General features: G+C 70.5%; 22 protein-coding genes. 9 read left to right on the top strand and 13 right to left on the bottom strand.

Going from position 1 to position 25,746, the window contains the following annotated elements:
- Positions 1-25: 25 nt before the first annotated feature.
- On the top strand, positions 26-1,759 hold the full coding sequence (gene abc-f / locus UA75_RS06625) for a ribosomal protection-like ABC-F family protein (protein WP_083682980.1): 1,734 nt from the start codon (positions 26-28) through the stop codon (positions 1,757-1,759).
- A gap of 506 nt (positions 1,760-2,265) precedes the next feature.
- Here abc-f and UA75_RS06620 read toward each other — a convergent pair.
- The 3 genes from UA75_RS06620 to UA75_RS06605 all read right to left on the bottom strand — a co-directional run bounded on the left by UA75_RS06620 (position 2,266) and on the right by UA75_RS06605 (position 3,450).
- Positions 2,266-2,556 carry a hypothetical protein gene (locus UA75_RS06620; RefSeq protein ID WP_157434032.1) on the bottom strand — a complete coding sequence of 97 codons (291 nt, stop codon included), beginning with the start codon at positions 2,554-2,556 and terminating at the stop codon, positions 2,266-2,268.
- A gap of 301 nt (positions 2,557-2,857) precedes the next feature.
- Positions 2,858-3,049, bottom strand: a complete 192-nt coding sequence (locus UA75_RS06610) for a hypothetical protein (protein ID WP_157434031.1) — start codon at positions 3,047-3,049, stop codon at positions 2,858-2,860.
- A complete protein-coding gene (locus UA75_RS06605; RefSeq protein ID WP_075739504.1) occupies positions 3,046-3,450 on the bottom strand; it encodes a hypothetical protein in 405 nt (134 codons plus the stop codon). The genes UA75_RS06610 and UA75_RS06605 overlap by 4 nt, the downstream gene beginning before the upstream one ends.
- 318 nt (positions 3,451-3,768) lie before the next feature.
- Between UA75_RS06605 and UA75_RS06600 the strand changes: the two genes are divergently transcribed.
- From UA75_RS06600 to UA75_RS06580, 5 genes are all read left to right on the top strand, one after another.
- Entirely contained in the window at positions 3,769-4,623 is an 855-nt protein-coding gene (locus UA75_RS06600; RefSeq protein WP_075739503.1) for a helix-turn-helix domain-containing protein, read from the top strand.
- Positions 4,624-4,643: 20 nt separating this feature from the next.
- On the top strand, positions 4,644-4,853 hold the full coding sequence (locus UA75_RS06595) for a DUF397 domain-containing protein (RefSeq protein ID WP_318533345.1): 210 nt from the start codon (positions 4,644-4,646) through the stop codon (positions 4,851-4,853).
- Positions 4,854-5,052: 199 nt separating this feature from the next.
- Positions 5,053-5,781: a hypothetical protein gene (locus UA75_RS06590; RefSeq protein ID WP_075739501.1), complete on the top strand. Its 729-nt coding sequence runs from the start codon at positions 5,053-5,055 to the stop codon at positions 5,779-5,781.
- A gap of 1 nt (position 5,782) precedes the next feature.
- Positions 5,783-6,133 carry a hypothetical protein gene (locus tag UA75_RS32605; protein WP_157434030.1) on the top strand — a complete coding sequence of 117 codons (351 nt, stop codon included), beginning with the start codon at positions 5,783-5,785 and terminating at the stop codon, positions 6,131-6,133.
- A gap of 62 nt (positions 6,134-6,195) precedes the next feature.
- Complete coding sequence (locus tag UA75_RS06580; protein ID WP_075739499.1) at positions 6,196-6,525, top strand: hypothetical protein; 330 nt, start codon at positions 6,196-6,198, stop codon at positions 6,523-6,525.
- 545 nt (positions 6,526-7,070) lie between these two features.
- Here the strand turns inward: UA75_RS06580 and UA75_RS06575 are convergent.
- Positions 7,071-8,027 (bottom strand): aminoglycoside phosphotransferase family protein, encoded by a 957-nt coding sequence (locus UA75_RS06575; protein ID WP_075739498.1) that lies wholly within the window; start codon positions 8,025-8,027, stop codon positions 7,071-7,073.
- A 183-nt stretch (positions 8,028-8,210) separates the two neighbouring features.
- Here UA75_RS06575 and UA75_RS06570 point away from each other — a divergent pair, with 183 nt between their 5' ends.
- From UA75_RS06570 to UA75_RS06560, 3 genes are all read left to right on the top strand, one after another.
- Positions 8,211-9,314 carry an NAD(P)-binding domain-containing protein gene (locus UA75_RS06570; protein ID WP_075739497.1) on the top strand — a complete coding sequence of 368 codons (1,104 nt, stop codon included), beginning with the start codon at positions 8,211-8,213 and terminating at the stop codon, positions 9,312-9,314.
- Between the two features lie 427 nt (positions 9,315-9,741).
- Positions 9,742-11,394 (top strand): substrate-binding domain-containing protein, encoded by a 1,653-nt coding sequence (locus UA75_RS06565; protein ID WP_075739496.1) that lies wholly within the window; start codon positions 9,742-9,744, stop codon positions 11,392-11,394.
- Positions 11,395-12,180: 786 nt separating this feature from the next.
- The gene (locus UA75_RS06560; RefSeq protein WP_083682979.1) at positions 12,181-12,951 is read left to right on the top strand and encodes a thioesterase II family protein; all 771 of its coding nucleotides are present in this window, start codon (positions 12,181-12,183) and stop codon (positions 12,949-12,951) included.
- Between the two features lie 71 nt (positions 12,952-13,022).
- Here UA75_RS06560 and UA75_RS06555 read toward each other — a convergent pair whose 3' ends face one another.
- From UA75_RS06555 to UA75_RS06515, 9 genes are all read right to left on the bottom strand, one after another.
- The gene (locus tag UA75_RS06555) at positions 13,023-13,241 is read right to left on the bottom strand and encodes an MbtH family NRPS accessory protein (RefSeq protein ID WP_075739495.1); all 219 of its coding nucleotides are present in this window, start codon (positions 13,239-13,241) and stop codon (positions 13,023-13,025) included.
- A 95-nt stretch (positions 13,242-13,336) separates the two neighbouring features.
- Positions 13,337-16,489: a type I polyketide synthase gene (locus UA75_RS06550; protein ID WP_075739494.1), complete on the bottom strand. Its 3,153-nt coding sequence runs from the start codon at positions 16,487-16,489 to the stop codon at positions 13,337-13,339.
- A complete protein-coding gene (locus UA75_RS06545; RefSeq protein WP_075739493.1) occupies positions 16,482-20,732 on the bottom strand; it encodes a non-ribosomal peptide synthetase in 4,251 nt (1,416 codons plus the stop codon). The genes UA75_RS06550 and UA75_RS06545 overlap by 8 nt, the downstream gene beginning before the upstream one ends.
- Positions 20,729-21,511, bottom strand: coding sequence for a hypothetical protein (locus UA75_RS06540; protein ID WP_157434029.1), 783 nt, complete (start codon positions 21,509-21,511; stop codon positions 20,729-20,731). Before UA75_RS06540 ends, UA75_RS06545 begins: the two co-directional genes overlap by 4 nt.
- A gap of 18 nt (positions 21,512-21,529) precedes the next feature.
- A complete protein-coding gene (locus tag UA75_RS06535) occupies positions 21,530-22,426 on the bottom strand; it encodes a hypothetical protein (protein WP_075739491.1) in 897 nt (298 codons plus the stop codon).
- Positions 22,423-23,682, bottom strand: a complete 1,260-nt coding sequence (locus tag UA75_RS06530; RefSeq protein ID WP_075739490.1) for a beta-ketoacyl-[acyl-carrier-protein] synthase family protein — start codon at positions 23,680-23,682, stop codon at positions 22,423-22,425. Before UA75_RS06530 ends, UA75_RS06535 begins: the two co-directional genes overlap by 4 nt.
- Entirely contained in the window at positions 23,672-23,923 is a 252-nt protein-coding gene (locus UA75_RS06525; RefSeq protein WP_075743481.1) for a hypothetical protein, read from the bottom strand. The genes UA75_RS06530 and UA75_RS06525 overlap by 11 nt, the downstream gene beginning before the upstream one ends.
- A gap of 5 nt (positions 23,924-23,928) precedes the next feature.
- Positions 23,929-24,192, bottom strand: coding sequence for an acyl carrier protein (locus UA75_RS06520; protein WP_075739489.1), 264 nt, complete (start codon positions 24,190-24,192; stop codon positions 23,929-23,931).
- Between the two features lie 17 nt (positions 24,193-24,209).
- Positions 24,210-25,628, bottom strand: coding sequence for a class I adenylate-forming enzyme family protein (locus UA75_RS06515; protein ID WP_083682976.1), 1,419 nt, complete (start codon positions 25,626-25,628; stop codon positions 24,210-24,212).
- Between the last annotated feature and the right edge of the window lie 118 nt (positions 25,629-25,746).

Below are 25,746 nucleotides of genomic sequence, written 5' to 3'. Positions count from 1 at the left end.
TTCTCGCACCGAAGGTGGATTCACCATGCGCACCAACCGCCAGAGAACCACTGTGCTGACCAGCACCGATCCCGGAGAAGCCGCCGAGGCGGCAGCCGGGGAGATCCCAGCGACCCCCACCGCCGCCAACGGGCGGGTCTTCCAACTCGCGCTGCGCGACGCCGTGCGGGCGCCGGGCGGGCGAACGCTGCTCGACGGCGTCACCGTGTCCGTCGCCGCAGGCGAGCGAGCGGGCGTGATCGGCGAGAACGGCTCCGGGAAGTCCACGCTGCTGCGCCTGATCGCGGGGCTGGACCGGCCGGATGGTGGGGAGGTGACCGTCACCGCGCCCGGCGGCCTCGGCTACCTCGGTCAGGTCCCGGACCTGCCGCCGTCCGACACCGTGCAGAACGCGATCGACCATGCCCTGGCCGACATCCGCGACCTGGAACGCCGGATGCGGGATGCCGAACGGGCCCTCTCCGACGCCCCGGCGGAGGAACTGCCCGACCGACTCGTCCGCTACGGCGATCTCGTCGAGGCCTTCGAGCTGCGGGACGGCTACGCCGCCGACGCCCGCGTCGACGCCGCGATGGACGGGCTCGGGCTCGCAGGAATCGGCAGGCACAGGCTGCTCGGCTCGCTCTCCGGCGGCGAGCAGTCCCGGCTGGGCCTGGCCTGTCTGCTGGCGGCATCGCCGGAGCTGCTGCTGCTCGACGAGCCGACCAACCATCTCGACGCGGGCGCGCTCACCTGGTTGGAAGACCGGCTGCGCGGGCATCGGGGAACCGTCGTCGTGGTCTCCCACGACCGGGTCTTCCTCGATCGGGTGGTCACGACACTGCTTGCCGTGGACGCCGAACGGCACGTCGTCGAGCGACACGGCGGCGGCTATGCGGGCTACCTGCGGGACAAGCAGGCCGAACGCGATCGGTGGGAGCAGGCCCATCGCGACTGGCTGGCGGAGATCGAACGACAGACGGCGTTGGCGTCGTCGGCGGCGAACGTCCTGGCGGCGGGACCTCGGCGCGACACGGAGAAGTCGTCGCAGCGGCATCAGCGCTCGGTGGAGAAGCAGATCTCCGCGCGGGTGCGGCAGGCGAAGGAGCGGGTGCGACGACTCAAGGAGTCACCGGTCCCGCGTCCGCCCGCGCCGCTGCGCTTCCGCGCCACACTGCGCGGCGGCGGCGAGGACGGCTCGCGATCTCCGCTGGTCACGGCCGATCAGGTCCTGGTCGGGGACCGACTCGACGTGGCGTCCTTCGACGTGCGCGGCGGAGATCGGGTACTCATCACCGGCCCGAACGGCGCGGGCAAGAGCACGCTGCTCCGGGTGCTCGCCGGTGACCTCGAACCGGATCGGGGACGGGTGCGCAGGCCGAAGCGGCTGGGCTGGCTTCCGCAGGACGACCCGATCGGCGACCCCGATCGCACGCTGGCGGAGGCCTTCGCGGCCGGGCTGCCGGGCCCGTCGACGGAGCATCGGGGCGGGCTGACGGCCTCCGGTCTGTTCCGTTCCGGCGAACTCGACACACCGCTGAGCGGGCTCTCCATCGGGCAGCGCAGGCGGCTGTCACTGGCGAGGCTGTTCCGCCGCGAGGTGGACCTGCTGTTGCTGGACGAGCCGACCAACCACCTCTCCCCCGCGCTGGTCGAGCAGCTGGAGGAGGCGCTGGCCCAGTACGCGGGTGCCGTGGTGATCGTCTCGCACGACCGGATGCTGCGCTCCCGCTTCACCGGTCGCGTCGTCACGATGCGGGCGGGCAGGCTGGTCGACTGAGCTAAGAGCCTGCCTTTGATCCCCACTTTCGGAGTTGCGCGGGGCCAACGCGGCGATCTGCGGCGTTGTCGTCAGCTGATCCCCGCTCACGACTCCAGGAGGATCAAAGACAGGCTCTCAGGGTGCGGGGTCGGCGGCGGTGGTTCGTGGATCTCGGGTGCTCTGCCGGAGTCGGGCCACGGCAGAGCACCCGAGAGGTTCGGGCTGCGGCCCGAGCCACCGGGTGGGCGCCGGTGTCCGGGGATGCCCGGGCCGCCTGCCTGCTGCGGACGGATACAGCAGGCAGCCTCGGCAGCGGCGCGGGCGCCAGGCGGGATGGCCGCCCGCGCCGCCGGTGGTCCGAACCACGCGGGGGTCCGCGTCGGGGGAGGTTCGGACCGCCCCGGCCGGGCGGGGGCTACGCCCGGATCAGGGAGTTCACGGCTCTCGCTTCTCGGTGATCCCCGCGTCGCGTCTGAAGCGCTGCCGTAGTGCGCGGGCCGGCCGTGGCCACGCCGTCCGGTCGCTCATCGCGGGGCCGCCGATGCCAGGTGCGGGATCGGTGCGGCGGGGGTGGTGGTGAGTCCGAGGCAGAGCGGGCAGCGTTGCTCGTCGTAGTAACAGACGCGCAAGGGCCGCCGGTTCATCGCGCGAAACTCGACCGCCGGCGCGCACACCGGCCGGATCAGATCGGAGCCGTTCCAGTCGGCCGGGGCCAGATGGGTGTCCCCGGTGCGCACGCTCCGCACGAACCAGGCCGTCGCCGTCACGACGGAACCGCCGGAAAGCAGACGGCGCAACGCAACAAGCGAAGCCACTCGGCCACCGACACGATCGCCGCCCCGCAGACCGCGACGTCGAGTGAGCTGTAGTCCTCGTCCCGCCGATGCTCCAGGCGGCGGAACCGCCCGCCCCACCTCGGCGGATGGTCCGCCGAGGGTTCCTTCGGCCGAGGCGCGGCCGGGTCGGCGGCGGGAGAATCGGAAGAAGAGGAGCCGCCCCGTTCGGCGGGTTCCCCGCTCCGAATCGGTGCCGTCGGGGAGCCGAGGTCGGGCCTGCACCCCTCGGTGCGAGGCGGCCGGCAGGCCTGGACGGTGGCGGAGGCACCTGCGCCGCCCGTCATCGGTGCACCAGCTGAAGGCGGCGGCGATCGTGGATGAAGTAGCGGACCCGCGAGGCACGGGAGTACACCGCAGGCTGCGGCGCCCGCAGCTCGACACCGCCGAGCACCACCGAGATCAAGGCACAGCACGGCACCGGCCGAGGACGGCGAAGCAGCCCGTGCAGCCACTGACCCACCGCGCGCCTCACGTGAGGCTCCCCGAGAAGGCGTGCACCCAACCCGCAGGCACGGCGGGGACCGGAGTGGAGAGCCGGATCTGCGTCGAGTCGACGGCCACGGTCCGGCTCGACGGGATCGGCGGCGCCGAGTACTGCGCGGCTCGGCGCCGGGACGGCGACTCGCGCCGGGCGGGGGCCTCGGCCTCGACTTCAGCAGACGCCGCCTCCGCCCGGACCCTGGCGATCACGTGAGCAGCGCGCAGCCGCTCCTCGACGGCGCGAATCCGCCGCCAGTCCTTTCGCGACGGTGGACGTCGACGCGGATGCGACTCCCGCCACCGCCGCCAGGCGAGGTCGAAGACGCCGAAGACGAGCAGGGACGCACCGACGGCGGTCAACGTGGCGAACAGATGATCATCGATGAACCTCACCGCGCCGATCCCAACGCACCCACCGGGCCAGCAGATAGATCTTGTGTTGGACGATCCGCCGTTAGGCTCTCGGCGGGATGAGTCACGACGGTTGCCACGTCGTAGCTCCTCTCGTTGTGGAGGGGCCGGAGGCTTGGAGGTGTCCGGCCCCTTCGCTGTTCCTGGAGTTCCGCCAGCATGGACGACCCATATCCGAGGATCAAGGTAGCCGAAGGGAAAATTTTCGATTTAGCCCAGACGGACTAACCTGGTCGAGTCACGCCTACCCCGTAGAGTCAGGCGGCCAAGGGCCGAGCGACGTCGAGAACAGGAGGACAGATGGCAGAGGACTTCCGCGCAGGGGTCCGCATGCGCCGGATCGGCCGTGAGCTGCGGAAGTGGCGGAACGAAGGCGACCTCAAGCTTGCCGACGTGACCAAGCGACTCCGCTGGTCAACGTCGAAACTGAGCAAGATCGAAAACGCTGCGCAGACGATCACTGTCATCGACGTGCTCGCGTTGGCGCTCGTGTACTCGGTGCCCGAGGCCGAGCGCGACCGCCTCAGCAACGCAGTGCTGACAGCCCAAGAGCCTGGGTGGTGGCAGCAATACGGTGACGACGTCCTGTACGAGGCAACCCAAGACTTCGTAGAACTCGAAGCCGACGCAGCAGCAGAGCGCACCTTTACCGCGCAGCTCGTCCCCGGCTTGTTCCAGACCGAGAGCTACGTTGCCGCGCTCGGCCGCGCATGGGTACCCCAACCATCTGCAACGACGGTCGCCAACCGCACTGAAGTGCGACGAACACGACAGTCACGGCTGACCGGAGATCGCAGTCTGTCCGTGGAGGCCGTCATCTGGGAACCCGCGCTGCGTCAAGGCGTCGGCGGACCGGACGTGATGCGCGAGCAGCTCACCCATCTCGGCAAGCTGTCGCAACTGCCGAACGTCTCCATCCAGGTTCTACCACTTGGAACGGGTGCGTTTCCAGCGATGGGTAGTGGCTTCGAACTCCTGTCGTTCACCGAGCCGCATCTCGATGACGTGGTCTATGAAGAACACCTCACACACGGCATCTACCTGGAAGAACCCGAAGAGGTAAGTGCGTATAGCCTGAACTTCGAGGGGTTGAAGGCGACAGCACTTGACCCTGAGCGGAGCCGGCGGCTGATCGCCGATGCGGCCCGCGCATGAACCATCAGACAAGGGGACCGATGATGACCGCTACCTCGGACCTGTCACACGCAAGGTGGCGCAAGAGCAGCCGCAGCAACAACGGCGGAGGCGGCTGCGTCGAGGTCGCTCATGCATTAAGCCTGGTCGGCATCCGTGACACCAAGAACCGCGACGGCGGAACACTCGCCGTCGCGCCGGCAGCCTTCGGCTCGCTAGTGACCGCGATCAAAGACGGCCGACTGCGCTGATCACCTGCCTCCAGGACCCCGGCCGCACACGGCGACCGGGGTTCCTGCGCCTCACCGTGCCGAGTCTCGCGGTCCCGTCACCAGTCGAGTCCAAGTCCACAGTGGACTGAATCGGCATCCCGCCGGCCCCAAACCCGCTTGACGACCCGACCCCCTCCTGCGGCACCATGGCCGGACACACACAGTGAGGAGTCGAGCATTGTCGGTCACCGACGTCGTCGCCCGGCTTCGCCAGGCACACGCGCTGCTCACCGAAGCCCGCCACGCCACCACCCAAGCCGACGCAGCCATCACCGACGGCGCCACCCTCTTCGCCAACGCCACGGCCGGCTCCACCCAGCCCGAAGTCGGACACATCAACCACCTCGCCACCGCCTCCAGCGAGGACGTTCGCACCGCCCACGCCCTACTCCTCGGAGCGCAAGAGGTAATCGACGCCTACTGCCACGACATCGCCGGACACGGCATCGGCGACAGCAGTACCGACATCGCCCAGTCGTCGTCATCCTCTGCGCCGAAAATTACCGAACCCGAAAACCGCTACACCGATTGGATCGCGGAACTCCGCCGCAGCGGCACGAAAGTCAGTCCGGACCGGATCGTCTGGATGATCCGACATCAGGATGGACATCTCGTCTGGCTAGAAGTCGGCACGGACCGTTCAGGCCTGCGACACGTCTTGACGACCACTAGGATAGGAAATTTTTCCGACCAGGGTGTCCCTGTCAGCCGCATCCCGACCTTACTCCGCGAAGGCATCGAACACGGCCAGCTAGTGGGATACCAACGAGACAGGGAAGTCTACGAGATAGACATCGATGGCACGAGGATGAGGTTTGCAGTACTGATAGGATCCAACGGCTACATTATCACTGCGCATCCGATCAAGCTTAGCGACAAGATTCAGAACCAGCGAAGGAAGAAGTAGAGTGAACTTGAACCAACTGCCCATAGCACTACTAGCCGGATTTGACGAAGGACCATTCTATTATCATGTAAAAAAAGGCGAAGGAACCAATTGGACAATCACGCAGGCTGCGGAGCATCTACAGCTGAAACCCAGCCTTGTCGAGGCTCTCACCGCCTGGGATGAGGATTATCAGGGAATCCTGGACATGAACGACCCGCGAGAGTCCGGTTTCCCCAGCCCGGAGGCCGAACGCGCCTGGATCGAGACAGGCCGAGAGCTTGCTGCTCGACTCAAGCAAGAGTCTCCCGTAGTCGCCAGCGTCGACTACCAAGCGGACGGGAGCATCCCGCACGGGACCTGCGTCTTTTGACAAGCCCAGCCGGTGATGCCAAGTAAGAAACGATGAGCGAGGAGAGTATTATTTCGGTCTCCGTGACGATTCTCGCTGGCTACTTGGACGACCCCGTCTGGTATCAGCTGACCGAGGACCAGGACATGCTGCACGCCGTCGACGAGGCAGCGGAGCAGCTCGGACTCACCGATGGCCTAGCCCGCGCTCTCACCGCCTGGGACGACGAGTACCAAGCCACCCTGAACCACGAGTACCCGCCCGACTCGACCTTCCCTAGTCCCGCAGTCCGACAAGCCTGGGTCGAACGCGGCAAGGAGCTGGCCGCCCAGATCAAGCGAGAGTCTCCCGTGGTCTCCAGCGTCGACTATCAGGCAGACGGATGCTACGACAAGGGAAGCTACGTCTTCTAAACCAACAGCCGGGGAGGGGCTCGCTCACGACAACTTCGGAGTGACTTTCTCCCCATCGACGTCGCCATGCTCGCAGGCTACGACGAAGGACCGTTCTATAATTCTGCGGCAGGGGGCTCCGATCACACCATTCAATTGACGAGGCGGCGGAGGAACCCCAGCTCAGCGCCAACATAGTCGGCGATCTCATCGCTTGGAACGATGAATACTAACTAGCACTTGATCAAGAATATCCCCCGACGCCAGGTTTCCCACTCCCGCAGCCGAACGCGCCTGCCGAGATAGCACCAAGGGGCTGGCCGCGCGAGTCAAGCGGGAGCTCCCGATCGTCGCCGCCGTCGACTACCAGGCCGACGGCTACTACCAGGACGGAACCTGCGTTTTCCAAGCCTCGGAACCGGCGCTCGGCCCAGCGCGGGCATGGCCGTGATCCCCGCTGATCACCCAAGCCCGCCGCCCACCGACGCCCGAGAACCCCCACCGCATCGTTTCAAGCCCGTCGAATCGAGCCGAGGCCGGGCCCGAGCCCGGCCTCGCCCCTCACCTCACCCCAATCCCCACCACGCCTGCGCCGCCGCCTCCAGGGTCGGCTCAGCCGGGGCGGGCAGGCGCCGTAGATACCAGGGCAGCGTTCCGGAGCAGTGCAGCAGCGCATAGGCGAGCAGTCGCCGCGAGGTCTCCGGCGTCAGCCGGTCCGCGCCATAGCCGTAGGCCGTGAGCAGGGTGCGTAACGCGGTGGAGTCGCCCGCGGTGACGAACAGGCCCACCGAGGCGAAGTCGTACTCCGACGCGCCGCGCATCGCGGGCTCGAAGTCGAACAGTCCCGACAGCTCCCAGCCCTCGTCCCCCGGCGTCACCAGCAGGTGCTCGCCCATCACCTCGCAGTGCAGCAGAGCCGACGTCGCCTCGGTGTGCAGGTCGACCGAGTCCAGGAACTCCGGGATCTGCTCGGCCCACGCGGGTGCGAGCCCGGATTCGAGCTGCCGCTCCAGGCAGTTCGCGCGCTGATCCTCGATGAACTCCGCCCAGTCGGCCGGGCCGAGTTCGTCGACGGCCGGGGTGTTGACGGCGTGCAGCTCGGCGAGGGCGGTGCCCAGATTCTCGGCCACCGACGCCCGGTTGTCCGGCGGCAGCCGTCGCCACACTCGCGCCAGGCTGGTGCCGCGCAGCCTGCTCATCAGGAGGTACGTCCAGCCCTCGAACTCGCCCACCCGTTCCGGGACGGGCGTGGGGATCGACAGTCTGCCGTCGATCGCGTCGAGCACCGAACTCTCGATGCCCGCCTCCTCGGCGTAGACGCCGGGGTAGAGCTTGAGGACTCGGTTCGCCCCGATCGCATAGACGGGCAGCGAGCCGTCGTCGAAGCGGTCGACCTCCTCCCCGTCCAGTCCGAGTTCGGCGCACAGGGCGTCGACACCTGGGCGAATGAGGTCGTCGTCGTCCGCGATCGCGTCGTACTGATCTTCGGTCTCGGCGACGGGCAGGAGCGTTCCCGGGGGCATGTCGCAGACCGTAAGCCATCCGCCCCACATTCCCGGATGAATTCTTGAACTCGCCATCGGACGACGGGCCCGCAGCGGAGTGGGCTCGACGCCCCAAAACGGTCTTCCCGAGCCGGTAGCGGCCGTGACCAGGCCCGCCGCCCGGCGGGGAAGAGCGGACGGACACTGCGGGTTGAAGCAGGGGTGAGGACCGAGGAAGCGGCTGCCGACGTCGACGTGGTGGTGATCGGCGCGGGTCAGGCCGGGCTGTCCACCGGCTTCCACCTGCGCCGGACCGGCCATCGGCCCGAAACCGGTTACGTGCTGCTGGACGCGCCGCCCGGTCCTGGCGGCGCCTGGCAGTTCCGGTGGCCGACGCTGCGGATGGCCACCGTGCATGGCGTCCACGACCTGCCCGGCCTGCCCATGGGGCCGGTGGACGAGACCGCGCGCGCCGCGACGGTGGTGCCTGCCTACTTCGCGGACTACGAGAAGCACTTCGCGCTGCCCGTGCATCGCCCGGTGCAGGTCCGCTCGGTGCGTCCAGAAGACGACGATCCGCAGGGCAGGCTGCGGGTGGAGACCGACCGGGGCGAGTACTCGGCACGGGCGGTGATCAACGCGACGGGCACCTGGACCCGCCCGTTCTGGCCGAGCGTGCCCGGTCAGGCCGACTTCCGTGGTCGACAGCTGCACACCGTGGACTACCAGGGCCCCGCCGAGTTCGCCGGAGCGCGGGTGGTCGTCGTCGGCGGCGGCTCCTCCGCGATCCAGCTGCTGGCCGAGATCGCAGGCGTCGCCGAGACGACCTGGGTGACGCGTCGACCGCCGGTCTTCCACGAGGGCCCCTTCACCCACGAGCACGGCCGGGCGGCGGTCGCGCTGGTCGACGAGGCCGTGCGGGCGGGCCGTCCGCCGGAGAGCGTGGTGGGTGTGACCGGTCTGCTGCTGACCCCGGAGGTGCGGCAGATGCAGGAGGCAGGCCTGTTGAATCGGCTGCCGATGTTCGACAGTCTGTCGCAGGACGGCCCGGTGTGGGACGACGGGCGGGCGGTGTCCGCCGACGTGATCCTGTATGCCACCGGATTCCGGGCCGCGCTGGACCACCTGCGTCCTTTGCGACTACGGGAGCCCGGCGGCGGCATCGTCGTGGAGAACACCCGCGTCCCCGCCGAGCCGCGCGTCCAACTGGTGGGATACGGCCCCTCCGCCTCCACCGTCGGGGCGACGCGCGCCGGTCGGTTCGCCGTCCGCGACGTCAACCGGCTGCTGGGCCGGGCCCCGCTGGGCAGCTCGGCGGTGCGCTGAGGCGCCGCAGCCGAGGCCCGGCATCGGAGCTCGGATCGGCGGAGCAGGTCGGGCCGTCGAACGACGTCGGGGTCGGCTGACATCGGCCGGCGTGTCGGCGACGACGGCGGCCCGGCGTGGCAATGCTCGGATGGGCAGAACGCGCCTGATGAGCCCGCTGTTCGGCTGATCCACTGCCGCTGAACGGGGGAACAAAGCCGTCCGGCAGATCACGAATCATCGAAATTGCGGATCGCGCCGCCGTTCTTGGCGTCGTGATCAGTGTTTCCTATTCCGCCCGTCGGCGTTATCGTCGGCCGATCCGCGGGCCTGCCATATCGGGCCTGTCGAGAATGCACCGAGTTTGACAGGATCGGCGGCGCCGGGGCCGCGACAGACACGATGCCCGCACGCGATCGACCCGGTTCGGCAGGCATGAGGAGGCACGATGTCGGAGCCGATCAGGCACCGTGGCCGTGGCCGCCTGCCCTGGCTGCTGCTCGCCACCGTCCTCGTCACCGCGCTGCTCGCGTGGGCGGCCGTCGACCGCTTCCCGAGTCTGCTCGGCGGACCGGACTGCTCGGACTCGGTGACGCTGACCGTGATGGCCGCGCCGTCCGTGGCGCCGCTGCTCGACGAGGTGACGACCGAGCCGAGGACGGACGAGAACGACGACTGCTATCACGTCGACGTGCGCTCCGTCGACTCCGCCGAGGCCGTGGAGGTGCTCGCCGATCCTCGGGAGGCGGCCGAGTACGCGGCCTGGCTCCCGGAGTCCAGCATGTGGTTGCGGCGGGCACGGGCGAACGGTGCCACCGAGGTGCCCGACTCCGGCGGCTCGATCGCGTCCTCGCCGGTGGTTCTCGCGCTGCCGCCCGACGCGGCGGCCGAGCATGGCGACGACCCCTCGTGGTCGGCGCTGCTGGGTCCGGAGGCGGGCGAGCCGAGCGTCTGGACGGCCGATCCCTCGCGCAGTGCCACCGCGACCTCGATGTTGTGGAGCGTGCGCAGACTGGCGAGAGACGCCGAGGACCCGGTGGCGGCGGCGACCGGCCGCTTCCGGCTGCTCGCCGAAGAGCTGGCCGCCGACGAGGACGAGCTGTACCAGCGGCTCGCCGACACCGACGAGCTGCCCGCCGCACTCACGACGAGCGAGCAGCGGCTCCTCCAGTACCGGGCCGACGCACCCGAGGTCGAACTGCGGGCCGCCTACCCCGAGCGGGACGCGCCCTCCCTGGACTTCCCGTTCGTCCCGCTGCTCGACGCCACCCAGCGCGAATGGACGGCGGCGGGCGCGCTGGGCTCGGTGCTGCGGTCCGCCGAGACCGTGCGGCTGCTGGGCGACCACCGACTGCGCACGCCGGGCGGCGAGGCCATCGGCGAGCAGGACGCGCCGGAGTCGATCCCGCCCGTCTCGCAGCCGGACACATCGGACGTCGACGAGACGCTCGGCATGTGGGCGGGTGCCTCCCGCAGCGGTCGGCTCCTGGCTGCGCTGGACGTGTCCGGCTCGATGAACGACGACGTCCCCGGCACCGGTCGGACCAGGATGGAACTGGCGATCGGCGCAACGGAGCAGGGCATCGGGATGCTGCTGCCCACGACCCGACTCGGCCTGTGGACCTTCTCGACCCGGCTCGACGGCGACCTGGACTATCGCGAGGTCCTGCCCGTGCTGCCGGTTCGGGAGCACACCGAGGGCAGTGGGCTGGACGACCTGCGGTCGATCACCGCGCAGCCCGGCGGCGGCACCGGGCTCTACGACACGACACTGGCCGCCTACGAGGCGGCCAGACAAGGTTGGGAGCCGGGGCGGACCAACACCGTCGTCGTCCTCACCGACGGCCGCGACGAGGACTCCGAGAGCATCGGGCTTCCCCGGCTGCTCTCCTCGCTGCGCGATCTGCAAGACCCGACCGCGCCGCTGCCGATCGTGCTGATCGGCATCGGGCCGGACATCGACGTCGATGCGCTGCAACAGATCGCCGACGTCACGGGCGGCCGGGTCTTCACCGCCGACGACCCGGCCGACATGGGCGAGATCTTCCTCGGCGCCCTGGGCAGCCAGCTCTGTCAGCCGCCGGGATGTGAACCGGGCTGAGCGGGGGGCAGCGCGGAGCCTGCGGCGGGCAGGCCGAGGACCGTTGATCACGACTGCGCGGAGTCGACGCCTCGGCGCGATCGGCGAGACGGGTGCGCCGAGGGAAGGCAACGGAACCGGGCGGGCCGGACGCCCGGCCCGTCAGCAGGGCTCCGAGGCGCGCTGCCCCGCTGTGCTCCGGCCTGCGCGCACCGACCCGGCGACGTGTTCGGCCTCCACTGCGCAGGTCTGGTTCGAGAGGCCCGAGACTCGCCGAGTACTCGACGTCGCGCGAGGAGAGCATCGCCCCTCGTCCTCGCCTGCCCGGTTCCACCAGCTCGGCAGGCCCGGAGCCTCCGCCCGCGACAGCCCCGCGACGACCTGCGGGCAGCCGAACAGTCCGGTGCTGCGACGGACCGTCTCCACAGCCGAGGCGGGAGACCGCCTGCGGCGCGGCACGAGTCGGCGGCGACTCGTCGCGCGGCAGGCGAGACCGCTCATTCGACGCCGCAGCGCTGCGCGTCGCTGATCCCTGCGTTCCTGCTGCGCGGGCCCGCACGGCGATCCGCGGCGTCGTCGGTCGCCATGCCCCCACCGTGGCTGCCTCCTGCCGCCGGGCGGTTCCTCCACGTTGGCCCCGCTCACGACTCCAGCGCCGATCAGCGACCGGCGCTAAGCAGTCCGGCTCGCAGGCATCGATCCCGGCATTGATCGCACTTTCGAGTAGAAAATTGCCGTCCACCCGAACTAGCGCCGAATGGTCGCTATAGTCCGGCCGTCAATCAGCCGAGACCATGAGGTTTCTTCGTGACCATTCCCGTTGTACCGGCGGAGGTATTGTGGTTCCGCCGTTTCCTGCCGATCACCGCGCCCCGCGTCCGGCTTTTCTGTTTCGCGCATGCGGGCGGCGCCGCCAGTGCTTTCCGAGGCTGGCCGCAGGGCCTTTCCCGAGACGTCGAGATGCTCGCCGTCCGCTATCCCGGCAGACAGGACCGGCTCGGTGAGCCCGGCGCCGAGCGGATGGACGATCTCGTCGAGCCGATCGTCGCCGCGATGGCGCCGTTCCGGACGGAGCCGATCGCCCTGTTCGGTCACAGCATGGGCGCCGCCGTGGCCTACGAGGTCGCCGTGCGGCTGGAACAGCTCGGCACGCCCGCCCTCGTGTTGTTCGTGTCCGGATACCCCGCACCGCTGCATCACGACGCCCGGCCCTTCGCGCCGCAGGACGACCGGACGATGCTCGCCGAGATCCGGGCCATCGGGGGGCCGCAGCTGGCCGACCTCGATCCGACCCTGTTGGAGTTGATGCTGCCCGCGCTGCGCGCCGACTGGAACGTGTTGACCACCTATCGCCCCACGCGAGGCCGACCGCTGTCCACCCCGGTCGTGGCCTACGCCGCATCGGACGACGCGCTGGCGCCGATCGACAGGGTCGTGGACTGGGCGGAGGTCACCACCGCTATGTTCGCGCACCGCACGTTCGTCGGCGGGCACTTCTACCTGGTCGATCAGGAGTCGGAGCTGACGAGCGACCTCACCCGACATCTCGCCTCGACGGGCCGGTCGGCCCGACGCTAGCGGGGCGCAGGCGTCACCGATCCGCCCCGTCCTCTCCAGCGGGGTGGACGGGCGCCTTCGTCCAGGAAGGCCTAGACCGGCCCGGCCGTGTCGGCCGGGTCGTCGACGCCGAACACCGGTCCCGGCCAGTGCGCGATCACATGATCGCGGCACTCGGCCGGGGTACCCTCCGCCATGCTGACCAGCCAGCCCGGCGGCGTCGGCGCGCGGACCGGCCAGAGCGCATGCCTGCCCTCGTCGTCCACCAGCACCCGGACCCGCGACGCCGGGTCGGCGAAGAAGTCGGTCATCGTCTGAACACCTCATTCGTTCTCGGCCCGGCCCTCGCACGCAGCTGCTCCGTACTCGATCCGCCCGTACTCGGCCCGCGCACGCACCGGCTCACTCAGTCTCGGCTCGGCAACGGCTGCTCGGCCGCCGCGATGGCCGCGATCACCCCGGCGACCGTCGGCAGGTCGAACACCATGCGCACCACCAACCGCACCCCGAGCCGGTCGCGGACCGAAGACGCCATCCGCAGCACCAGCAGCGAGTCGCCGCCGAGCTCGAAGAAGCCGTCGTCGACGCCGATCTGGTCGATGCCGAGCACCGTTCGCCAGCATTCGGCCACCGCTCGTTCCAGCTCGGTGGCGGGCTCGCGGAACGGCGTGGTCAGCATCGGACGCGGCTGGAGACTGCTGCGGCCGAGCGCGCACGGCATTCCCGAGTCGTTCCCAGCCACTCCGCCGTCCCGAGGATCGGAGGTCGGCCGTAGATCGCCGAGGTCCCGGCCGTTCCCGTCCTTCGCCGAGCCGTTCACCGTCGTCCGGCGCTCCGCTCGATCCACGGCGGCGGAGGCGCCGGTGCCGTTCGACCCGTCCCGGCGATCCGGTGCCGCGAGGGGCGCATCCACCGAATCGCCGGTCAGGGCCTCGCCCGTCGCGTGACGGACGACCCGGTCCAGCCAGTGTCGTCGCCGTGCGAACGGGTAGCGGGTGAGGGGGACTCGCCTGCCAGGCGGCAGCACGCCCGCCCAGTCGACCGCCACTCCCTCGGTCCACAGTCGTCCGAGTGCGCCCAGCAGCACGGCCGAGTCCGGGCGCTCCTCCTCGCGGCTCTTCGCGGCCTGGACGACGACCGTCTCCGATCCGAGGCACTCCGTGGCCAGCCTGCCCAGCCCTCGGCCGGGGCCGACCTCGATCAGGATCGGGTCGTCCTGCCCGGCCAACGTGGCCAGACCGTCGGCGAAGCGCACCGTGCCGCGCAGGTGGCCGAGCCAGTAGCCCACGTCGGTCGCCTGCTCCTCGGTGATCCACTCGCCCGTCACGTTGGAGACGTACGGCACGGTCGGGGCGCCCAGCGTCACCCGGCCCAATGCCGCCTCGTAGTCGGGCAGGATCGCGTCGAGCAGCCAGGAGTGCGCGGCGCCCGCCACGTCGAGCCGCCGATTCCCGACGCCCGCCAGGTCGAGCCTGGCGCGCAGATCGGCGACGTCCTCGGCGGGACCGGACACCGAGCAGACCTGTGGCGCGTTGATCGCCGCCAACGACAGTCGCTCGGTGAGATACGGCGTCAGCTCCGCCTCGCCGAGGAACACGCTGAGGGTGGCGCCGCCCGCCCGCCTGATCAGTCGTTCGCGCTCCACCATCAGCGGCAGGACGTCCTCCAGCGAGATCACCCCGCTCAGGCACGCGGCGGTGTACTCGCCGAGCGAGTGTCCGAGCAGGGCGGTCGGGGTGATGCCGGCGGCCATGAGCAGCCGCGCGACCGCGTACTGGGTGCTCAGCAGCCCGGCCAGCACGCCGGGCACGAGGCCCCGCTCGCCTCGGTGGAGTACGGCGCGGAGATCCCGGTCGAGCACCGGCCGCAGGATCTCCGCACAGCGGTCCAACTCGGCGCGGAAGACCGGCTGCGTCTCGTAGAGCTCTCGTCCCATCCCGTCGTACTGGGCGCCGCCGCCGCCGAAGAGCAGGACGACGGGGCGGGCGCCTGCCGGGGCGAGCTGCGGTGCGAGGGGCAGTCGGAGGCGATGGACCGCGCTGTCCCGGTCGTGACACACCACCGTCCGCCGGTAGGGCAGGGCACGCCTGCCGACGCGCAGGGTGTGCCCGACGTCGTGGACGTCGAGTCCGGGCCGGGCGGCCAGATGGTCCGCGAGGTCGGCGCTCATCCGCTCCAGATCGCCTCGGGTCCGGGCCGACAGGGGTAGCACCGTCCATTCCGGAGCCGCCTCGCCCGTGCTGCTCGGCGGGGCTTGTTCCAGGATGACATGCGCGTTCGTGCCGCCGACGCCGAAGGAGCTGACGGCCGCCCGGCGCGGCCCGGTGCCCGGCCAGTCGATCGGCTCGGTGTTGACGTGGAAGGGACTGCTCTCGAAGTCGATCGTCGGGTTGGGCTGGGTGAAGTTCGGATGCGGCGGGATCAGGCCGTGCTCCAGCGTGAGCACCGTCTTGATCAGCCCGGTGACTCCGGCGGCGGCGTCCAGGTGACCGACGTTGGCCTTCACCGAGCCCAGCGCACAGAAGCCTCGGCGATCGGTGCCCCGTCGGAAGGCCTCGCTCAGCGCGGCGACCTCGATGGGGTCGCCGACGAACGTGCCGGTGCCGTGCGCCTCCACATAGCCGATGTCGGCGGCGTCGATCTCGGCGTTCGCCTGCGCGGCCAGGATCGCGGCGGTCTGGCCCGCCCGACTCGGCGCGGTGAAGCTCGCCTTGCCGGAACCATCGTTGTTGATCGCGGTGCCCTTGATCACGGCGCGGATGTGGTCGCCGTCGGCGAGCGCGTCGGTCAGGCGCCGCAGCACCACGACGCCGACGCCGTCGCCGCCGATGAAGCCCGCGGCATCCCGGTCGAACGGTCTGCATCGGCCGTCCGGCGAGTAGGCGCCCTGCTCGACGTACCGATAGCCCAGCTTGTCGGGGATCACGGTGACGCCGCCCGCCAGCGCCGTGTCGCACTGAAGGTTCAGCAGGTCCTGGCAGGCGAGGTGGACGGCGACGAGCGAGGTGGAGCACGCCGTCTGCACGGCGAAGGCGGGCCCGGTCAGGTTCAGCGCGTAGGAGACGCGGTTCGCCAGCGTGTCGGGCAGGTTGGCGACCTTGGCCACCATGCTGGTCATCGAGAACTCGCCGCCGTAACGCGGGTAGACATGCGACAGGTAGTACTCGTTCTGGCTGGAGCCGGCGTAGACGCCGATCGGGCCTGCCGGGCGGTCCGGGTCGTGGCCTGCGTCCTCCAAGGCGTGCTGGCAGGTCTCCAGGAAGACGCGCTGCTGCGGATCGAGCATCGCCGCGTCGGTGGGCAGGAAGCCGAAGAACTCGGCGTCGAAGCGATCGGCGTCCGGCATGGACAGCGCGACCCGGACATGGGTGTCGTCGGTCAGCAGCGCCGGATCGCCCCCGGCGGCGAGGAACTCCTCGTCGCTGATCGGGCGCACGGCCTCGCGGCCCGCGACGAGATTCGCCCAGAACTCGTCCAGGTCCTGCGCGCCGGGGAACCGGCCCGCCATCCCGATGATCGCGACGTCCCATTCGCGAGCGCCTGCGAAACCATCAGCCATCGTGCGGTGCTCCTCTTCGTGTCCTGACCGAGTTCCTCGCGGCGATGGTGTGACGGCGGCGGGCCGCCACATCGGATTCCGGGCGGGCCGCCACATCGGATTCCGGGCGGGCCGCCACATCGGATTCCGGGCGGGCCGCCACATCGGATTCCGGGCGGGCCGCCACATCAGACTCCTGGCCAGCCGCCACCTCGCACTCCGCGGCCGCAGCAGGCTCCGCGCCGTCTGCAACCGGCTCCGACTCCGGGCAGACCGCCATGAAGCCCGCGAAACCCGCCCCCGGCCCCGGCTCCGGACCGGGCGCCGACTCCGCGCCTGCCCGGGCCGCCGGGCCTGCCGGGCTCGTGGGCCGCCCTCGCCCGTCCCACGGCGCCGCTTGCCTCGGGGTCGAGTGCCCCGGGGCGGACTCCGCCCCGTCGGCAAGGAGTCGGGCCTGCTCGGCCACCGTCGGATGCGCGTACAGATCGGCGAGCGGGATGTCACGGCCTACGAGGTCGACGAGGGCCGTGTGCAGTCGGGTCATCGACAGCGAGTGCCCGCCGAGGTCGAAGAAGTTGTCCTGCGAGCCGATCATCGAGCGGCCGAGCACCTCCCGCCACACCGAGGCGACCCGCTTCTCCAGCCCGCCGCGTGGCGGGACGAATCGCGTCGAGACCGGCTCGGCGGGCAGGCTCCTGGCGGCCAGTGCACGTCGATCGACCTTCCCCGAGGTGGTGCGCGGCAGGTCAACGAGGAATTCGCAGCGCCAGGGCACCAGATGTCGGGGCAGCGTCCTGGCACAGTGTTCGCGCACGGCGTCCGAGGTGGGCGACGCCCCCGCCACCGGCCGCAGGTAGGCGTGCAGCCGGGGATCGCCGGGATGGTCCTCGCGGACGACGACGGCGGCCGAGGCGACCTCGGGATGGTCGACGAGCACCGACTCGATCTCACCGAGTTCGATGCGGACGCCCCGGATCTTGACCTGCGAGTCCGTCCGCCCCGTCACGTGCAGCCTGCCGTCGGCATCCCAACAGGCCAGGTCACCGGTCCGGTACATCCGGGCGCCGACCGGGCCGAACGGATCGGGCAGGAAGCGCAGCGACGTCAACGAGGGCTGGTTCAGATAGCCCCTGGCCACGCCGGGGCCAGCGAGATACACCTCGCCCACCGTTCCCGGCGGCACCAGCCGCAGCGAGGCGTCCAGGACCAGCACTCGCATTCCCGGCACGGGGCGGCCCACCGCAGGCCGGTCCGTCTCGGCCAGCGGATCGCTCATCGTCGCGCACACCGTGACCTCGGTCGGGCCGTAGGCGTTGATCAGCACGCGAGTGCCTGCCCACTGCCGTACCAGGTCCGGCGGACACGCCTCACCGCCGACCACCAGCGTCCGGACGTCGGCGAGGCCGTCGGGAGGCAGCGCCGCCACCGTCGACGGCGACAGCACCACGTGGGTGACGCGCTGCTCGGCGAGGAGCCGGGTCAGTTCCGGTCCCGGCCGCAGCCGGTGCGCGGGCGCGCAGACCAGTGCGGCGCCGTTGGTGATCGCCTGGAGCAGCTCCCAGACGGCGGCGTCGAATCCCGGCGAGGCGAACCGCAGGACCCGATCCCCCGGCTCCACCGTCCAGCCGATGCGCCGGGTGGCGGCGAGCGCGGCGAGGCCTCGATGCTCGACGACGACGCCCTTGGGGACGCCGGTCGAGCCCGAGGTGTAGATCAGATAGGCGGCATCGGCCGGGGCCGACGGCGCGAGGCGGTCGGCGTCCTCCAGCGGCTCGGCGGTCAGCGCCGCAAGCTCGGACCGCACTTCGGCCGAGTCCTGATCGAGCAGCGTCCAGCTTCGGTCCACGTCGTCGCGCCGAGCGGTGGCGCCCGCCTGATCGGTGATCAGCAGCATCGGCCTCGCATCGGACAACATGGTGCGGATTCGATCGGGGGGCAGCTCGCCGTCGATCGGCAGGAAGGCACCGCCCGCCACGATCACCGCGAGCGTCGCGACCACCGAGTCGGGCGTGCGAGGCAGCGCGACAGCCACGACTCGTTCCGGTCCGACGCCTCGGGACACCAGCAGCCTGGCGAGTCGGTTGACTCGCGCGCTCAGCTCGGTGTAGCTCCATTCCCGATTCTCGAAGACGACGGCGGGCGCGGCGGGCGTGGCGGCGGTCTGCTCGGCGAACAGCGCGGCAAGGGTTCGCTCCGGCGGAGGCGGGCTGCCCGCGCCCCAGCGCAGCAGCGTCGTTCGCTCATCGTCCCGGACCCGAGGAATCGCCGCGATCGGCCGGGCGGCGTCGAGAGCGACGAACTCGGCCAGGTAGTCCGCCAGCCGACGGCCCAGCGCGGCGAGGTCCGGTTCGGCACCGTGGCCGGGGTCACCGAGAAGATCGATGTCGATGCCGCCGTCGGGGCCGTCGTGGACGTCGATGCTCAGGCCTGCCTGGCGCCCGCCGGACTCGAACTGATGCAGGCTCGCGACTTCACCGGCGAAACGGAGCGGCCTGCCGACCCGGTTGATGTTCACCGTCACGCCGTAGAGCGGTCGATGGTCGGCGGAATCACGCATCGCCCGCAGCTCGCGTTGCGGAAGCCGCTGATGCAGCACCACGTCCCTGGCCTCGGCGGCCACCTGGCGGATGAGTTCGGCGGGGGTCTGCCACGGCGGCATCGGAATCCGCAGCGGCAGGATGTCGGCCGTCATGCCCGGCACGCTCAGGGCCAGACCGCCGGTACGGCCCTTGACGGCCAGGCCGAGCGTCACCTCCTGCGGACCGTTCGGCGGCGTCAGGAAGCCCGCGAGTGCGGAGAGCAGGAACACGCTCCACCCGGTGCCGGATCGACGCGCCGCCGCCGACAACCGGGCGGTGTCCTCGGGAGACCACCGCAGCCGCCATCGGCTCCGTGACGCGGAATCCGGCAGCGCGGAGCAGGCTGCCGACGCCGCCGGGAGGGCGGGCGGGGTGATGGGCGGAGGTCCGGCAAGGACCGAGGTGCGGTGCTGGGCCGACGAGCACGAGTCGGACGGTGCCCGTTCGCTCCGATCGGTCTCCTCGGCGTCGACCGGGACCGACGCCGTGGAGACCGACGCCGTCGAGGTCGGCACGACGGGCACGGTGTCGGCAGGCACGGTGAACGGGACGACGGGTGCGAACAGCGGGAAGTCGGTGATCGGGTTCGATCCGGGCAGGGTCGACCCTGGCAGGGAGACCGATCCCCGGGATGTCCCGGGCACCTGCGGCGCAGGCTGAAGGGGGATGACGGCGGCCTCCCCCGCACCGGCTTCGACGACGACCGCCGAGGGCAGGATGCGCTCCGGCGTCGCCCCGTCCGACGAGCGCGGACCCGTCGCGCGATGCGGCACCACCGCGGAAGCACCGGGAGCGACCCCCTCCGCGCCGCGTCCGCGCCGCGCGGCGCCGAAGACGACGGCCTCGCCGCCCGTCTCGGCGGCCTTGGCAAGCCGATCCGTCCAGAACTCGTGATCGCGCCCCGCCGCAGCGGAGCCTCGGTAGGCGGTCTCCTCGGCGAGCAGGGCGGCCAGCGGTCCGAACGGCGTCGCGGGCAGCGGCGTGCCCGCGACCAAGGCCGAGTACACCGAGGCGACCCGCCGCAGCAGCAGGGCGCTGCTGTAGCCGTCGAGCAGCAGGTGATGCACGTTCTGGTACCAGAGCACCCGATCGGCGGACAGGATGAACACCGCGAACCCGAACAGCCGGTCGCGCAGCGGATCACGCGGCACCGCCAGGTCCTCGTGCATCCACCGCACCGCCGTGGCCGCCGGATCGGGCTCGCCGCTGGAGCCGTATCGCGGCTCGCCGCTGGGACCACGTAGCGGCTCGCCGCTGACGTCCCTGATCACCAGCCACTCCCGCACGACGCGGTCGAGCTCGTCCGCGTCGCCGACCATCTGTCGGATCTCGCCGTCCTGCTCGGTGAAACGGACCCGCAGGCACTCCGTCTCACGCACCGCCGTCCGCAGCGCCGTCACGAACTCCGCGAGACGCAGCCGACCGGGGATCTCCAGACATCCGCCGGTGTTGTAGGCCGGATCGGCGGGATTCAGTCGCTGTGCCAGCCAGATCTCGTTCTGGGCGACGGTGAGGGGAAGCGCCTGCTCGGCAGGCGTTCCTGCTTCGGCCGCCGATGCATCGAGTGACGAACCGTCCTGTCTGGTCAGGCAGCCGAGAGCCGAGGCAGGATGCGCCGCGTCGGCGGGTGGTGCGGCCCGCGATGTCGCACCGACGGACTGGGGCGGGTCGATCGCGTCAGTCATGCCGATCGACCATCCGCCGGGCCGAGCACCAGGCCTGCGGGCCCGGACTGCAGAAAGGCGGGCGTCGGGCCCACCGGCACCTCGTCGACCGGGAACAGCGCCGGGTTGAAAGCCTCGTGCACGAACAACACGGGCTGGTCGTCCAGCAGGATCAGGTACTCACGGAAGGCACAGCGTCCTGTGGCCCGGCCGGGCCAGCGCGTGCGACCACGCGCCCTGAACTCGCGTCGTTGGGCGAGGCCCAGACCGTCAAGCCCGATCCCGATCGGAGTCTGCGCACTGGTCAGCGCCGTCGCCACGTCCTCCGGCAGACCGACCGGCGCGACGGTGCAGTTCAGCGAGAGCAACCGCTCCCCCACGTCGAACAGGGCGGAGCGGCGCAGGATCACCTCGGCCCGTTCGGCGGTGGCACGCAGCACCGAGGCGACGTCGGCGGGCACCAGCAACCGATCGACGATCCGCTGCTCCAGCAGCCGTAGCGAGATGGTCGCGCCCGAAAGCTCCGTCAGAAGTGCCGTCGTCGAACCGCGATGCTCCAGTATTCGCCTGGTGATCGCGGCGCCGAAGGCCCCGGACACACCGTCGACGGGATCGTCGATCAGGTCGTCCGCCGAGACGATCGGCGTCCCGCCTGCTGCCTGCCGCTGTGGAGTTCCAGCGGCTCGCCGCTCCGGCGTTCCAGCGGCTCGCCGCTGTGGAGCCCCAGCGGCCTGCCGCTCCGGAGCCCCAGCGGCCTGCCGCTGTGGGGTCATCGCATCGCTACCCGTCGCTGCGGACACGGTGGCACTCCCTGCTGGTCACGAGTGAGGACGGAAATCGGACGTGGATCTCACCAGCAGCGAGCCGGTGAGATCCGAGGCACGGACCCGGTCCAGGGCCGAGCAGACGGCGACGAGCCCGGCGAGGTGTCCCAGCAGCTCGCGCTCCGAGTCGCCGGGTGCGGGCAGCAGGCCGGTGGTGTTCCCCGCCGGACGGGGCCGACGGCCGGGAAGAGCGGTGGCCTGCTCGTCGTCGGGAACGGCACCGTCGGTGACCACGGCATCGTGATCGCGTGGTCGACGGAGCAGCAACGCGACGCCGACATCGTCCGCAGGCAGCGATTCACCTCGGTCCGCAGCCGCCCACTGCCGGTGGACGGCGCGCGTGCGCTCGGTCGGCGCCAACTCGACGCCGATCAGCAGAACCTGTTCGACTCCGTCGTCGTCCAGCTGCAGATCGGCACTCGCCAGCGCCTCCGCGGTGAAATCGCGGCGCAGCGAGAGACAGGAGACCGGGCCGCTGATGCCGTGTTCGATGCCGACCATGCCGACGCCCGCGCTGTGCACCGACTCGTAGAAGAACAACGGATTATGCGGCAGGCCGCGAAGCTGGCGGCGGGTGTGCTGGTCGACGGTGGTCGAGTCGCCGAACAAGGTGGCGAGCACGATCCCGGTGGCACCGCCGTCGATCGGCGCCCGAGCAGCCGCCGCCCTGAGGAGCCGCCGGGCGGTCTCGGCCACCAGCGGGGAGAACCGGGACATCGCGAAGCCGGGCAACGGCGGCAGCGCCCGTTCGGCCGCACCGGGCAGACCGGCGGCGGCCGCCCCCCAGGGCAGCAGGCAGGCGGCCTCGACGACCTCGAGAACTCCCTGCGGGACAGGCGCATCGGTGACCGGTGCGGAGCTGGCGGGACCGGAGCCCGTCGCGGCGGTCACGGCCTGCCCACCAGGATCGCGGTGTTCAGCCCGCCGACCGCCGAGTTCACCGTGAGCACCCGGCGAAGCGCGATCCGGCGGGGTCCCTCCGGCACGTAGTCCAGGTCGCACGCCGGATCGGGATCGCCGTAGCCCACGGTCGGCGGCACCATGCCCTCCCGCAACGCCAGCAGCGCGATGACCAGCTCGACCGCTCCGGTGGCCTCCAGCAGGTGACCCGTGCTGCCCTTGGTGGAGCTGACCGGGACCGAGGAGGCGTGTGATCCCAGCACTCGATGCAGGGCGGCCGTCTCCGCAACGTCGTTGGACCGGGTCGCGGTGCCGTGGGCGTTGACATAGTCGACCTGTTCGGGGCCGACGCCTGCGAGACACAACGCCGAGGCCGCTGAGGCCGCCGCCCCTCCCCCGGTCGGATCGGGCCGGACCAGATGATGCGCGTCGGCGGACATCCCCCAGCCCTCCAGGCGTCCCAACGGCTCCGCGCCCCGACGTCGAGCCCTGGTCTCGGACTCCAGCACGAGCATGGCGGCGCCGTCTCCCAGCAGCAGACCGGCGCGGTCCGTGGAGAAGGGGTGCATCCGAGGAGCTTTCGTCAGGGCCTTGGCGGCGTCGAAGTTCCGGAAGGCGTGCGGGCCGACGAGGGAGGCGCCGCCGCAGACCACGGTGTGGGCTCGACCGCTGCGGATCAGGGCAGCGCCGTGGACGATCGCATTGGTCGACGCGACGCAGGCGTTGACGAAGGCACGGGTCGGCCCGGTCAGGCCCAGGCGGCGGGCGACGTCCTCGGCGAGATGCGCGGGCACGCAGTCGGACAGGCCGAGGGCGCCGCCCTCGTCGGTCGTCTCGCCGTCGGTGTCCCAAGGGCAGGTGGCGGTCTCCTGCGAGGCCCGGGCCTCGGCCTTGTCGAAGCCGGACCAGAAGTCGGTGTGTGCGACGTCGTCGCCTGCCGTTCCGAGCAGCAACGCGGCATCCAGCGGACCCTGCAGACCCGCACCGGCCAGGGCGTCCCGTGCACAGGCGAGCACCACGGACCGCTGTCCGGGGGAGCCGCCCGACCACGCCGCGAGTCGCGTCGAGTCCGGCCCGTCCGCCGGGTAGATCGCGGCGTGGCTCGCTCGAGACCGACTGACGTCGAACCGCCGGACGGGGCCGAAGGCGGCTCGACCGGCGAAGACGCCGCCCAGCAGCGCATCGAGACCGAACCCGAAGGCGGTGAAGACGCCTAAGCCGGTCACCACGACCTTCTCACCAGACACTCCGTGCCTCCGAGACTGATCGCCCGGCCCGGTTGAGGTACTCGTGCAGCCCCGCGACGGAGGTGAACTCGGTCAGCTCCTCATCGCGCGGATCGATCCAGACTCCGTGCCGTTCCTCCAGCACGTATAGGAACCAGACCAGCGAGAACGAGTCGAGCACCAGCTCGTGGGCGTTCGCGTCGACGTCCTCCGTCGCACCGGGCACGCCCGCCTCCGTCAGCAGTGCACGCAGGACCTCCATGCTGATCACGTGACGGCCCCGGAAGGCTGCGCCGCCGAGCGCCGGTCGACGATGAACTGGACGAGGGCGCCGATGGTGCCGGGCGGGTCCTGATAGAACTCCTCGTCGTCCAGCCCGACGCCGAACCGCGCCTCGGCCTGCACGACCAGCTCGACCAGGAACAAGGACTCCAGTTCCAGCGGAGTGTCGTCGGTGACGTCCTGCCCGATCTCCAGGTGCAGCACGTCACGCAGCACCTCGACGACGAAGTCACGTACCTCTGTCTTCACTCACTTCTCCTGTCGGTTCAGTCAACGACCCTGGGGCGGGCGGCATGCAGCAGGTCACGGTCACGAATGAGCTTTCCGGTGGCGGTGCGCGGCAGCGCCGGACCGAGGTGCACGCGTTTGGGCACCTTCACGTGGCTCAGGCGCTCTCGGCACCAGGACAACAGGTCCGCCGTGCTCAACACGCCCGAGACGCCGACGTGAGCCTCGATCACCTCGTGGTAGGTCACGACGGCCTCGTTGACCTGCTCGTGCTCGTGCAGAACCGCCTCGATCTCGGTCAGGTCGACCTTGAGTCCGCCGATGGCGATCACCGAGTCGGTCCGGCCGAGGATGCGCAGCGCGCCCGTCTCGGCGTCCTGATCGGCGCGGTCGAAGGTGCGCAGCCAGCCGTCGACGACCCGCACGATGCCGTCGGACCGCACATAGGGGGTCTCGTCGATGGCGATGAACAACTCGCCGCCCGAGCAGCGCACCGTGATCCCCGGCAGCGGGACACCGACGGCCTGCGGGCCGAGCCGCCCGGTCAGGTCGGCGGCGATGACGCCGACCTCGGTCATTCCGTAGACCTGACCCAGCCGGATGCCGAGCCTGCGCTCGACCAGATCGAAGACGCCGCGATCGAGCACGTCGCCCGCGCACACCGCACCCCGCAGGCTCGGCAGCGGGGGCGGGTCGAACACCGAGGCGAGGAGTTCGAAGTGGGTGGGGACGCCGAGGATCATCGCGACGTCCTGCCGGGCGGCCAGATCCAGCAGCTCGCGCGGTCGGACGCTGAAGGTGAGCACGAGCGTCGCGTTCACCCGCAGCGAGTGCAGCACCCCGACGATCAGCCCGAAGGAGTGCGACATCGATCCGAGCAACAGGACTCGTTCGCCCGCAGCGGGCGCGCCTGCCAGCAGGGCGATGCGGTCCAGCTCGGTCTGGAGCGACGCCGCGGTCCTGCCGATGATCTTGGGTCGTCCGGTGGACCCGGAACTGCTCTGCACCAGACAGTGCGGCCCCTGCGCAGGCCGACCGCCGCCGGTCGATCGGGTCAGCACCTCGCGGGTCGCCCGGAACACCGCCCTAATCTCGCCTGCGGTGTCCGAGTGCAGTTCGAACTGCGGTTCGTACCGACGGAACAGGCGATCGACCTCGGCGGGTTTGGCGCGTGAATCGACCAACAGGACCTGGGCGCCGCAGCGCCAGAGCCCGAACAGAACGTAGAACAACGTGCAACTGGGCCCGATGCGCAGGGCCACCGTAGTGCCGGGGCCGATTCCGTCCCGCTGAAAGAGATCCGTGAATTCCTCGACCCGGGCGATCAGATCGCCCCTGGTCACGTTCTCATCGCCGTGAATCCACACCACGTCGTCGGCCGCGCCGTCGATCAGTTCGGCAATCCAGGTGGACAGGGCCTCCCAGTCCGCCGGTCTGTCGTCTATCGTCACGATCATCCGATCTCGCCACACGGTGACCCGACCGAGTCGATCGAGTCTTGAATAATCGTCATGCTGATTTCAGGATCGGCACGGCAGCCGATCCGACACGATTTCTCGGATCGAGCAGATTTCG

This window comes from Actinoalloteichus sp. GBA129-24 (assembly GCF_001941645.1).
Classification (GTDB): domain Bacteria; phylum Actinomycetota; class Actinomycetes; order Mycobacteriales; family Pseudonocardiaceae; genus Actinoalloteichus_A; species Actinoalloteichus_A fjordicus.
This window is presented reverse-complemented; position numbering and strand designations above follow the sequence as displayed.